Origin of the sequence: Flavobacterium sp., from assembly GCF_030146175.1 — a bacterium.
Lineage (GTDB): Bacteria > Bacteroidota > Bacteroidia > Flavobacteriales > Flavobacteriaceae > Flavobacterium.
In genome coordinates, this window is record NZ_JASLCE010000098.1 from 1 (window position 1) to 11,242 (window position 11,242).

Consider the following 11,242-nt stretch of genomic DNA (forward strand, 5'->3'; position numbering starts at 1 on the left):
TCGAACCTGCGAAGACTTAGTCAGCAGATTTACAGTCTGCCCTCGTTGGCCGCTTGAGTATCTCCCCATTGGCTAACCAAGTGTTTCCTTGATTATTTCGAGTGCAAATATAGGACTGTTTTTTTAGTATGCAAACTTATTTCTAATATAATTTCTGACTTTTTTTTAAGCCGTTGTTGTTGAGGTAAATAAAAAAATCCCCATAAGGGGATTTTTGTGTCAGGGCTTTATTTTGCTGCTAAAAGCTCCAATATTTTTGCTTTTAATTCGGCACCTCTAAGGTCTTTTGCTACAATTTTTCCGGAAGCATCCAGAATAAATGTTTGCGGAATCGATTTTACATTATATTTTTCTGCAATCGGATCCTGCCAGAATTTTAAATTTGAAACTTGTGTCCAGGTTAATTTATCTTTTGCAATCGCTTCTTTCCATTTGTCGGCTTCTTTGTCTAACGAAACACCGATGATGTTTAAACCTTGTGGGTGTAATTCGTTATATAAAGCGACTACGTTAGGGTTTTCCGCACGACACGGACCACACCATGACGCCCAGAAATCGATGATCGTTACTTTTCCTAATGATTCTTTTAACGATACGGTTTTTCCTTCCGGATTCGGAGCCGAAAAATCAGGAGCTGCTTTTCCAACCTGTACCGCATTTTGTTTTTCTAAAAAGTCTTTTACGGTTTTTCCGTGTTTGTTGTCTTTGGCTTCAGGTGTAAGTGATTTGTAAAGCTTTTCGATTTTGTCAACCGGTAATGACTGATACATCGTAAAGTTTTCCAATAACATAACCGATAAGAAAGAATCCGGGTGTTTCTCGATGAAATCTTCCGATTTTTTATTTAAAGCATTCTGGAATACCATGTATTCTTTTCTAAGACTGTTAACAGTAACTGTATCCTGAGATTGCTGTGCCATTGCCATCTTTTGATTGTTGGCAATCTGGAAAGCCTGCATCTTTTTAAAGATAACTTTCGATTCGTCGTTATATTTTTGGAACTGATCGTTAGTAATGGTTCCGGTAACGCGTGAATTACGAATAGAATCTTTTACAAAATCGACTTTAATTGTTCCGTTTTCCAATATAAAAGGTATCATGTCTCCGATGTCCTGAATTCTTAGGAAACAAAATTCCGGTTTATCGGCTATTCCTTTAAATTCGAATTTTCCGTCTTTAATTTTTACAGTGTCTTTAGAGATAGGACCTAATTCGCTTTGTGTGGCAATAATAACCATTTTGTCATTATCGACTCCTTTAGCTTCTCCGGAAATGGTAAAACCATTGTCTTTTTTACAAGAAGCAAATACGGCAGCAATTGACAGTACTAAAAAAAGTTTCTTCATTGTTATTTTTAATTTGTTATGTTACAAATGTATTTAAAAACTGATTAAAAGCAGTTGCTAAATAGATTATTTTTAACAGTTGGATACACAAAGCCCCAAAATCGTATTGTTCCGATTTTGGGGCTTTTGTAATTAGTTTTGAGTGGAAGGGCAGACAAATTTAGACAAGGCTACAGGCGTATTCCGGATTCCGGACATTCCTTTTTCAACATTGATGATGTTGTGATAGCCTCTGGCTTTTAAAATGGAAGCCATAATCACCGAACGATAACCCCCGGCACAATGCAGGTAGAAATCATTTTCAGTAGGTACTTCTGCCAGCTGATTGTTTACAAAATCCAGCGGAATGTTGATGGCGCCTTCTACGTGCTCGGCACTGAATTCTCCCGGTTTTCGGGCATCAACGATGGTCAGTTTGGACATGTCTTTATCGGTCGCAAATTGTTCCGGACTGATCGAAATAACACTGTCGGTTTCAAATCCGGCTGCTTTCCAGGCTTCAACTCCGCCTTCCAGATATCCAAGACAATTGTCAAATCCTACACGCGACAATCGGGTGATGGCTTCTTTTTCTTTACCTTCCGTTACAATTAATAAGATCGGTTGTTGTACATCCATAATTAAAGCACCTACCCACGGTGCAAAGTTGCCTTGTAAGCCAATAAAAATGGATCCCGGTATATGTTCTTTTACAAATTCACTTTCATGACGTACGTCCAGAATTAATGCTTCCGACTGACCAGCTACCGTTTTAAACGCTTCCGGATGAAGCGGTGTATCGGCTTTTGCCATAACAGTCTCCAGACTGTCATAACCCTGAATATTCATCAAAACATTCTGAGGAAAATAGGCCGGTGGCGCTCCTAAACCATCCAATAATTCCGAAATAAATTCGTCTTTGGTCATATCGGCGCGTAACGCATAGTTTACATTTTTCTGATTCCCTAGCGTATCGGTCGTTTCCTTACTCATATTTTTACCACAGGCACTTCCGGCTCCGTGATTTGGATATACAATCAGATGATCCGGTAATGGCATGATTTTATCGCGTAAGGAATCGTATAACATAGACGCCAGTTTTTCCTGCGTTAAATCGGATACCAGTTTCTGTGCCAGATCCGGACGTCCCACATCACCAATAAATAAGGTGTCTCCGGTTATAATACCGTGCATTTCTCCGTTTTCATTCAATAATAAATAACAGGTACTTTCCAGCGTATGCCCGGGCGTATGAATCGCTTTTACCGTATAGTTTCCGATTTTAAATTCCTGACCGTCTGTAGCGATTGTGGCTTCAAAACTAGGTTGTGCAGTTGGACCGTATACAATTGTAGCACCGGTTTTTTGTGCCAGATCCAAATGTCCGGAAACAAAATCGGCATGGAAATGGGTTTCAAAAATATACTTGATCGTTGCGTTGTCTTTAGTGGCTTTATCAATATAAGGCTGTACTTCGCGAAGCGGATCAAAAATGGCTGCTTCACCATTGCTCTCCAAATAATAGGCGGCGTGAGCAATACATCCGGTATAAATCTGTTCTATTTTCATAATTGCATTTTTTTATTTTGTGTAAAGATAAGGGGTTGCTTTTTTTCGAAAAGTGACTTTTGTCACAAATGAAAACTTTCCTTAAGCAGAATATAAACCGCCATTACAAGGACAAACCATCCAAAACCTTTTTTTAATTGTGTTTCGTTAACAAACCTGTTGAGGTAAATCCCTGCAAAGATACCGAAAACCGATACCAAAGAAAAAGTTAAAAGAAACGTCCAGTCGGCATTTAGATTTTCCAGATCTCCGGTAAAACCAATTAAGGAGTTTATCGCGATGATCAATAAAGAAGTACCAACGGCTTTTTTCATCGGAAGTTTAGCAAAGAAAACCAGAGACGGGATGATTAAAAAACCGCCACCGGCACCAATTAATCCAATAACCACTCCAATCAGAAAAATCTGCGGAATGAGTAGGAGGAAATTGTTTTTTGAGGTATCCGCTTCGGTTTCGTCGCCGTTTGCTTTTTTTCGAAGCATCGCCAATGCCGCCAGAAACATGATAATCGCAAAAAATCCCATCAAAAAGGTATTTTTTGACAATGTGATAAAATCTGTTTTTATAAGCGTATCCGGTAGCGCCGGAACTAAAAAACGACGGGTGAGGAAGACCGCAATAAACGACGGAATCGCAAATAAAAAAGCGGTTTTTACAGCTACCATTCCTTTAAAATAATTGCGAATGGCTCCAAAACCGGAAGTTGTTCCTACAATAAACAGGGAATAGGCTGTAGCCGTAACCGGCGGAATTCCCAAAAGATAAACCAGTACGGGAACTGTCAGGATGGAACCGCCACCACCGGTTAGCCCTAAAATCAATCCGATGCAAAGTGCACCGATATACCCAAAAAACGATTCCATTTTAAAAAACAAGAATTTCGATTTTGTTACGGTGTAATTTGATTTTTTGCTCGTCCTGCAGATGCTTTAGCAAACGGGATATTACAACCCGGGAAGTATGCATTTCGGAAGCGATTTCCTGATGTGTCGTACTGATTTCGGTGGTGCCCAATACTTTTGCTTTGTCGGTAATAAATTTATACAGACGCTCGTCCAGATTCATAAAGGCAAGCGTATCGATGGCTTCCAGCATTTCCATTAAACGGGCGTTATAGCTTTCGAATACAAAATTCCGCCAGGAAGGGTATTTTACAACCCATTCTTCCATTTTGGCAATGGGAATCAGCACCATTTCGCCATCGGTTTCGGCAATAGCGCGGATTTTACTTTTGTTTTTGCCCATACAACAACTCAATGTCATCGCGCAGGTATCGCCTCGCTCTAAAAAATAAAGCAACAGTTCGTCTCCATTGGAATCTTCACGCATGATTTTGATGGCACCTTGTAACAGCAGTGGCATCCATTCTATATTTTCTCCTATTTCTATAAGGTAGTCGTCGGCTTTGAATTTTTTATAACTGGAAATCGAATTGATTTCTTCCAGCAGGGCTTCTTCAAAAATGAAGTCGTACGATTCGAATAAGAGTGCTTTCATATAGTATTTTTTGTAAAGGTATCTTTTTGGAATGAAACCTGATGTAACATTTGTTTCAAAAGAATTGGGTGTAGTGATTTTATATCCGAATTTATTTTTATCTTTATCAGACACAACGAATTGCGTGTAAAACCTACCATCGGGCTATTTATTCCTCCTGTAGCCAGTTTACCCAAAATAAATACAATAAAAAACAACGAAGGTGTTATAATTATAACGCTTTCGATTCCCATTTCTATACCGTTTTTATTCCCCTTGATTTCCCAAATCACACACCTATTTATGACATTGTTTAACATCACTAAATAACAATAATATATGTGTAAAACGGCATTTTTTGTATTGATTATGATGATTCCTAGTTGGGGTAAGGCTCAGAATCAGGAATCCAATAGAGTAGTCTCCGACTCGGTAACGCCTGCTTTTTTTCAATTGGGTGAAGTACGAATAACCGCATTTCGGAAAAGTGTGATCAAAGATCGGATCAGTCAGGTTGCGATGGAAGCCCATAACAAGGTTGAGGTATCGCGTTCTTTAAATCTGTTGGCCGGTGTTAATCTTACGGCATCAGGTCCAAGAAATGAATCGATGGTTTCGGTTCGGGGATTTGACCTTCGTGCCGTTCCGGTATATATGGATGGAATTCCGGTTTATGTTCCGTATGACGGTTATGTGGATCTCGCCCGGTTTACCACTTTCGATCTTTCGGCTATTGATGTTTCCCGGGGTTTCTCGTCCCTGCTTTATGGCCCGAATTCATTGGGTGGAGCCATTAATCTGATTTCAAAAAAACCTTCGGAAAAAATGGAATATGACGGCAGCTTAGGGTTGATCAACACTAATGGTTACCGTGGAAATCTGAATATCGGTTCGAATTTAGGGAAATACTATTTCCAGGCCGGATATTCGTATTTGCATCGCGATAGTTATCGGATGGCTTCCGGTTTTACTACGCGTCCCTATGAAGATGGAGGCGAACGGGATAATTCCTATCGGACGGATCAGATGATCAGTTTTAAAGCCGGATGGACGCCCAATGAACGACAGGAATATGTATTGGGTTATCGTTTTCAGAAAGGCGAAAAAGGAACACCCGTCTATGTGGGCGATGATCCGATGAATCCGTTGTATACGAAACCCCGTTTTTGGCAATGGCCCGATTGGGATAAGGAAACCTATTATTTTTTATCCAATACGCGGTTAAAGGGGAAAGATTATATCAAGAGTCGGATGTACTACGATACATTTAAAAACATACTAAACAGCTATGATGATGCTTCCTATACGGCACAAACCAAAGCCTATGCTTTTCAAAGTCTCTATGATGATTATACCTATGGTGGAAGTGTTGAGTTTGGAACAGCTGTTATCCCTAAAAACCTCTTGAAATTCTCAGTCCATTATAAAAGTGACATCCACCGGGAACACAATAGTAACGAGCCGGTTCGGAATTTTAAAGATAATACAGGGAGTTTTGCTGTAGAAAATACCTATGCTGTTACCGAAAAACTAACGTTTATTCCTGGGATAGGTTATAGTATTCGAAAAAACGATACTGCCGAAGATTATAACAGTACGACCCAGATGGTTTCAGATTTTGAAAAAACCGGAGCCAGTAATGCGTGGAACGGACAATTGGGAGTCTTTTATAATTTTAAGGAAAATCAAAAAGCAAGTTTTACTCTGGCACATAAAACGCGTTTTGCGACAATTAAAGACCGGTATTCTTACAGAATGGGTACGGCAATTCCTAACCCGGGACTTAAACCGGAAAAAGCGGTTAATTATGATTTGTCCTATTCCGGAGTATTTTTTAAAGTTTTATCCACGCAGTTTTCGGTATATTATAGTCATCTTACCGATGCTATTCTTACTGTGAATAACGTAGAGCCGGGTAAATCACAAATGCAAAACACCGGATCGGCCGAATTTATGGGGATGGAAATTACCTTTAAATATGATTTCCGGGAAAAACTGTCTTTGGGTGGTAACTATTCCTATATAGAAAGGCGCAATACGACCAATCCGACCGTCCTGTTTACGGATATTCCCGATACAAAAGTGTTTTTCTATACACAGTATAAACCGATACAGCCGATACAATGGCTAGTAAGTACAGAATTTAATGCGTCGCGAAACAGCACGAGCTACGGAACCAGAGCAGCGGATTTTACCCTTGTCAATACCGCGGTATCGGCTCGGGTATGGCGTTATATGAGTGTTGAAGCGGGTATTAATAATGTTTTTGACAAAAATTATATGCTGGTGGAAGGTTATCCGGAAGAAGGCAGGAACTTTTTTGTTACGCTGCGGATTTTTAAAAAGTAAGAAACGGCCGGTTATTATAGCCGGCCGTTTCTTTTAAAAAATAAAACCTGATAATTAAAAAAATGAAAATATGAGTTGCTGATCAACGGAATGATACAAGTCCATTGATAAACGATTACAAATGAACGGGATATTCTAAAACAGAATTAGGCTTTGCCTGAAAAGGAAAGTAATTTGACTTAAAAAGGCATTGTGATTTTAGAATAAGAAGACTAAATATGGAAAGTATAAAAAAACATTGTTTTAAGCGGTCTGAAGTCACTTTTAAAAATAAAGAGTCTTCACATGGAGTCAAATTATAAAAGTCGCAATTTGAGGAGTTGAAAAACGGCTCGGAATGCCGTTTAAATTATGTTAATTTATTGGGTAATTCGTTTTTGCTTCAATTTTAAAACTATATATTTGTATGCTTTTTTACAGAGCAATCTAACAAACAAACAAAAGTAAGTTGTAAATTATTAAATAGTATGGCAACAGCACAAAAGCCGAAGGCTAGCATGTATGAAAATGTTAAGAATCAGTTTGAAAAAGCTGCTTCTGTGATGGGACTGGATGAGACTGTTAAAAAAATCCTTTCTGTTACGAATAACGAAATTGTTGTTCATTTTCCGGTGAAAATGGATAACGGAACAGTCGAAATGTTCACAGGGTACAGAGTACAACACAATAATGTTTTAGGACCTTACAAAGGAGGTTTACGTTACCACGCAACGGTTGATATCGATGCTGCAAGAGCATTGGCTACCTGGATGACGTGGAAAACATCTTTGGCCGGACTTCCGTACGGAGGTGGTAAAGGTGGTATCCAATTGGATCCGAAAAAATATTCACAAGGCGAATTAGAGCGTATCACGCGTCGTTTTGCGTATGCTTTAGGAGATAACATCGGTCCGGAACACGATATCCCGGCACCGGATGTAAATACCAATGCACAAATGATGGCTTGGATTGCCGATACCTATATGTCGACAAAAGCACCGGCTGAACGTTCTAAAAACCAACACGTTGTTACAGGTAAACCTGTAGGATCAGGAGGATTGGAAGGTAGAGACCGTGCTACAGGTTTTGGTGTGGTAGTAACATTGGAATCTTGGGCTAAATTAAGAGGAACTTCTTTGGAAGGTAAAAAATATATCGTTCAGGGATTTGGTAACGTAGGATACTGGGCTGCACACTTTATGAACAAAAACGGGGCTATCCTTGTTGGTGTTCAGGATGCAACCGGAACGATTTACAACCCGGAAGGAATTGATCCGGAAGCTTTATTGCGTTTCCAGGCCGATAACAATACCATTTCTGGATACAAAGGTACTCAGGATTATAAAGCTGATGAATTCTTCGGAATTGACTGTGATGTTGTAATCCCGGCTGCTTTAGGTAACCAGATTACTGCTGAAAACGCAGATTCGATCAAGGCTCAGATTATCGCCGAAGGTGCTAATGGTCCTATTGATACCGATGGTGAAGCAATCTTATTAGCAAAAGGAATCGAAATCATTCCAGACATCTTATGTAACTCAGGAGGTGTAATCGGAAGTTATTTCGAGTGGTTACAAAACCGTAACGGAGAGATCTGGACTATGGACGACGTAATCATCAAGTTAAGAAAGAAACTGGAAGATGCATTCAGTAAAGTGGTTTTAACAGGAAGTCAGTATAAAACAGACTGGAGAACGGCTGCTTATGTTCAGGCATTAGCCCGAATTGAAATGGCATACAAACAAAGAGGTATTTTCCCATAATCGGGTAGATCATATTCGAAAAAGGACTGCATTGCAGTCCTTTTTTATTTAAACGATATGGCTAAGTGCCATACAAAACCATCCTAAAAATAACAGCAAACCGCCAATTGGCGTAATGGGACCAAGAAATTTTAATTTCTTTCCGCCTATACTACTCAGGCATAAACCGTAAATACTAAACGAAAATAAAAAAGTTCCGATTATAAAAAACCATGCGGTTAAGTTTTCACTTGTTTTTAAAAAAGTAAATTGATTACTGATAAAAACCAATGCCAAAGCATGGTACATTTGGTATTTTACACCGGTTTCAAAACTGTTGAGCGATTTGGTACTTAGTTTCTTTTGTAGGATATGCGCTCCAAAAGCTCCAAAAATAACGGCTAAACCGCCATAGCAGGCACCAATAGTGAGTATGGTCTCTTTCATAATTGTTCGTTGTTTGGTGGGAAAGTAGTTTTAGTATTACAAATATAAGCGGGTGAAGCCAAACCACCAATTAAAATTCTTAATTCTGCATTTAGTATCTTTGCCGGATGAACGGGAAAGTGTACAATAAAACAAATTTTTTTAAGCATACCTTTTGTATTTTTAAGGAGGTTGCTCCCGATGTGCTACAAGAAAAAAAGTTTCACTATAATAGTAAATCGGGTAGTAGTTATTATTTTACAGATGAGGGCGTTTACCGAAATTCCAACCATTGGGGACGAGCGGCCAATTGTCGTTGGCGTTTGCTGTCTTTAACGGATGGAAAAACGAATAATGCCACAGCTAAAACCGGCTATGCAAAATGGACGGATTTTTATCCGAATAATGAAACCGAAAATTTGTTTTATGTCGAATGGAATCCCGAAACGGATGCGATTCATTTCCAACATAAGTCCAATCCAGAATACGACGGTAAAGCGGTTTTGCGTAATGCCGCCGAAACAACCAAACGTATACAATTGATCAAAAAGCTTTTTGAAACCGATAACTGGGCCGATTATCTTAAATATGACGATGTTGAAACGTTGCGAAAAACGATAACGGAAGCTTTGATCACAACAAATAAAACCCTGCAACAAATCAAACAACCCTTTTTGTAATGAGTCGGCAAAACGAAGAAAATCGAAAAAAACACAGTAAGAAAATCAATGAAAAGCGTTTGCGGGAACAACGTTCGGAATCCGATCGTAAAGCAAAACTAAAATTGATTCTGCAAAAATTTAATTCCGATACGAATGAGTCCTAATTGTTATTGTGGGAATCCAATTCCGTTTTCCGACTGTTGTGAGCCTTATATTAAAGGAATTAAAGCGGCGCCTACAGCCGAAACATTAATGCGTTCCCGGTATTCGGCCTATGCGGTTCATGCGATCGAGTACCTACTCAAAACGACGCATATTTCACAACGCAAATACCATTCGAAAAAAGATATCGAGCAATGGGCGACAACCAACCAGTGGGTAAAACTGGAAGTGCTAAAGGCTACCGAAAAAACTGTAGAATTTAAAGCCTATTTTCTCGATGCACAATTACAACCACAGGTTCACCATGAAAAATCGACCTTTAAACAACAAAACGGGCATTGGTTTTATGTAGACGGAAAATTCTACTAAACTATTTTTTGATTGAATAATGATCAAATACAGCTTTGGATACTTTTGCTATGATTGCATTGTTAGTCGTATCATCTTCCATCGAATTTTTAACGAATACGGCTATCGCATAGGTTTGTCCGCCGGGTAAGAAAACAATGCCGATATCGTTTTCGGCTGCTTTTAAACCTTTCTCATTGCGAAAGGAACTACCGGTTTTATGTGCGACAAGTATATCTTTTGGTAAAAGTCCTTTTATTTTATCCGGACCGGTTTTGGTGCCCAACATCACGTTTAACAGGTAATCATAAGATGTCGGAGATAGGATTTTCATCTGATAAAATTGCTGTAGCAGCTGTACGGCCGCCAGTGGCGATGTTGTGTTTAGATACTGATTTTCCCATTTTAGGTGCATTTCTTCTTCGGTAGCAGCGATACGCGTGTCTTTTATTTTTAGGTTTTTGATATAGCGATCTACTTTTTTGGTACCACCAGCCAGTCGGAATAATATATCACAGGCGTTATTGTCACTTAGGGAAACCATATAGCTTAAAAGTTCACTCAGCTTGATGTTAATATTGCCATACGGGTAATTTTCGCGAAGCGGACTATGGGTGTTTTCCAATAATTCGGATTTTTTTACAAAAATCTCCTGATCCAGTCGTAATTTTCCTTGATCAACCAAATGCAAAACAGCCAGCGCGACATGGAATTTATAGACACTTAGTGTTGGATAATCCGGCGTGTTGTTAAAGGTTACTGTATCTTTTGTTGTAAAATTATATACGGCAATACCAACAGTGGCTTTTTTGTCTTTAACGATTTCCTGGAATTGGGCTTTTAATCGGTTGGTTTGTGCCAATAGGGTGCCTCCGAAAAGAAAAGTCAGGATTAGGAAAATTTGTTTGAATCTATTCATGGCGTTTTTGCTGAATGAATCAAATTTACGATAAATTCAATTCCGATTTTATAAAAAAAAGCCTTTTAGTTTTGGGCTAAAAGGCTTTAATAATTTTATATCGAACGATTATAATTTGTTCATATTTCCGGCTAAGGTTTCGATAAATTTACCGATTGGGCCTTTAACCATCATCGCCATCATCGGGTTAAATTCACCTGTAAATAACAATTGAACTTCCGATGTGTTTGCCGTTAATGTATTAATGTTTGCGGTTAACGTAAAAGGTAATTTGTCGCTCGCAGC

11 protein-coding genes and 1 pseudogene are annotated in these 11,242 nt (G+C 39.0%); 5 read left to right on the forward strand and 7 right to left on the reverse strand.

Annotated elements, in window-relative coordinates; genetic code table 11:
• Positions 1-227 precede the first annotated feature (227 nt).
• The 4 genes from Q1R07_RS11140 to Q1R07_RS11155 all read right to left on the reverse strand — a co-directional run bounded on the left by Q1R07_RS11140 (position 228) and on the right by Q1R07_RS11155 (position 4,391).
• A complete protein-coding gene (locus Q1R07_RS11140) occupies positions 228-1,346 on the reverse strand; it encodes a TlpA disulfide reductase family protein (RefSeq protein ID WP_300490003.1) in 1,119 nt (372 codons plus the stop codon).
• A 132-nt stretch (positions 1,347-1,478) separates the two neighbouring features.
• Positions 1,479-2,894 carry an MBL fold metallo-hydrolase gene (locus tag Q1R07_RS11145; RefSeq protein WP_300490006.1) on the reverse strand — a complete coding sequence of 472 codons (1,416 nt, stop codon included), beginning with the start codon at positions 2,892-2,894 and terminating at the stop codon, positions 1,479-1,481.
• Positions 2,895-2,956: 62 nt separating this feature from the next.
• Positions 2,957-3,757 (reverse strand): sulfite exporter TauE/SafE family protein, encoded by an 801-nt coding sequence (locus Q1R07_RS11150; protein WP_300490009.1) that lies wholly within the window; start codon positions 3,755-3,757, stop codon positions 2,957-2,959.
• 1 nt (position 3,758) lies between these two features.
• Positions 3,759-4,391 carry a Crp/Fnr family transcriptional regulator gene (locus Q1R07_RS11155; RefSeq protein ID WP_300490012.1) on the reverse strand — a complete coding sequence of 211 codons (633 nt, stop codon included), beginning with the start codon at positions 4,389-4,391 and terminating at the stop codon, positions 3,759-3,761.
• 318 nt (positions 4,392-4,709) lie between these two features.
• Here Q1R07_RS11155 and Q1R07_RS11160 point away from each other — a divergent pair, with 318 nt between their 5' ends.
• On the forward strand, positions 4,710-6,719 hold the full coding sequence (locus Q1R07_RS11160) for a TonB-dependent receptor (RefSeq protein WP_300490014.1): 2,010 nt from the start codon (positions 4,710-4,712) through the stop codon (positions 6,717-6,719).
• 467 nt (positions 6,720-7,186) lie between these two features.
• Positions 7,187-8,461 (forward strand): Glu/Leu/Phe/Val dehydrogenase, encoded by a 1,275-nt coding sequence (locus tag Q1R07_RS11165; RefSeq protein WP_300490016.1) that lies wholly within the window; start codon positions 7,187-7,189, stop codon positions 8,459-8,461.
• Between the two features lie 48 nt (positions 8,462-8,509).
• Here Q1R07_RS11165 and Q1R07_RS11170 read toward each other — a convergent pair whose 3' ends face one another.
• Positions 8,510-8,887 (reverse strand): DUF423 domain-containing protein, encoded by a 378-nt coding sequence (locus tag Q1R07_RS11170; RefSeq protein WP_300490018.1) that lies wholly within the window; start codon positions 8,885-8,887, stop codon positions 8,510-8,512.
• A gap of 182 nt (positions 8,888-9,069) precedes the next feature.
• On the opposite strand from Q1R07_RS11170, the gene Q1R07_RS11175 reads away from it, so the two are divergent.
• The 3 genes from Q1R07_RS11175 to Q1R07_RS11185 are packed head-to-tail and all read left to right on the forward strand — an operon-like array spanning position 9,070 to position 10,059.
• Complete coding sequence (locus tag Q1R07_RS11175) at positions 9,070-9,546, forward strand: hypothetical protein (RefSeq protein ID WP_300490020.1); 477 nt, start codon at positions 9,070-9,072, stop codon at positions 9,544-9,546.
• Positions 9,546-9,692 carry a hypothetical protein gene (locus Q1R07_RS11180; protein WP_300490022.1) on the forward strand — a complete coding sequence of 49 codons (147 nt, stop codon included), beginning with the start codon at positions 9,546-9,548 and terminating at the stop codon, positions 9,690-9,692. The genes Q1R07_RS11175 and Q1R07_RS11180 overlap by 1 nt, the downstream gene beginning before the upstream one ends.
• Positions 9,682-10,059 carry a YchJ family protein gene (locus Q1R07_RS11185; RefSeq protein ID WP_300490025.1) on the forward strand — a complete coding sequence of 126 codons (378 nt, stop codon included), beginning with the start codon at positions 9,682-9,684 and terminating at the stop codon, positions 10,057-10,059. The genes Q1R07_RS11180 and Q1R07_RS11185 overlap by 11 nt, the downstream gene beginning before the upstream one ends.
• Position 10,060: 1 nt before the next feature.
• Here Q1R07_RS11185 and bla read toward each other — a convergent pair whose 3' ends face one another.
• The gene (gene bla, locus Q1R07_RS11190) at positions 10,061-10,957 is read right to left on the reverse strand and encodes a class A beta-lactamase, subclass A2 (protein ID WP_300490027.1); all 897 of its coding nucleotides are present in this window, start codon (positions 10,955-10,957) and stop codon (positions 10,061-10,063) included.
• A gap of 108 nt (positions 10,958-11,065) precedes the next feature.
• Positions 11,066-11,242, reverse strand: a pseudogene (locus Q1R07_RS11195) (SRPBCC family protein); the annotation flags it as partial.

Bases quoted from the DNA above. Each gene is read 5' to 3' on its own strand.
- Q1R07_RS11170 (WP_300490018.1), bottom strand. From the start codon at position 8,887: ATGAAAGAGACCATACTCACTATTGGTGCCTGCTATGGCGGTTTAGCC.
- Q1R07_RS11180 (WP_300490022.1), top strand. From the start codon at position 9,546: ATGAGTCGGCAAAACGAAGAAAATCGAAAAAAACACAGTAAGAAAATC.
- Q1R07_RS11160 (WP_300490014.1), top strand. From the start codon at position 4,710: ATGTGTAAAACGGCATTTTTTGTATTGATTATGATGATTCCTAGTTGG.
- Q1R07_RS11185 (WP_300490025.1), top strand. From the start codon at position 9,682: ATGAGTCCTAATTGTTATTGTGGGAATCCAATTCCGTTTTCCGACTGT.
- Q1R07_RS11155 (WP_300490012.1), bottom strand. From the start codon at position 4,391: ATGAAAGCACTCTTATTCGAATCGTACGACTTCATTTTTGAAGAAGCC.
- Q1R07_RS11140 (WP_300490003.1), bottom strand. From the start codon at position 1,346: ATGAAGAAACTTTTTTTAGTACTGTCAATTGCTGCCGTATTTGCTTCT.
- bla (WP_300490027.1), bottom strand. From the start codon at position 10,957: ATGAATAGATTCAAACAAATTTTCCTAATCCTGACTTTTCTTTTCGGA.
- Q1R07_RS11145 (WP_300490006.1), bottom strand. From the start codon at position 2,894: ATGAAAATAGAACAGATTTATACCGGATGTATTGCTCACGCCGCCTAT.
- Q1R07_RS11150 (WP_300490009.1), bottom strand. From the start codon at position 3,757: ATGGAATCGTTTTTTGGGTATATCGGTGCACTTTGCATCGGATTGATT.
- Q1R07_RS11165 (WP_300490016.1), top strand. From the start codon at position 7,187: ATGGCAACAGCACAAAAGCCGAAGGCTAGCATGTATGAAAATGTTAAG.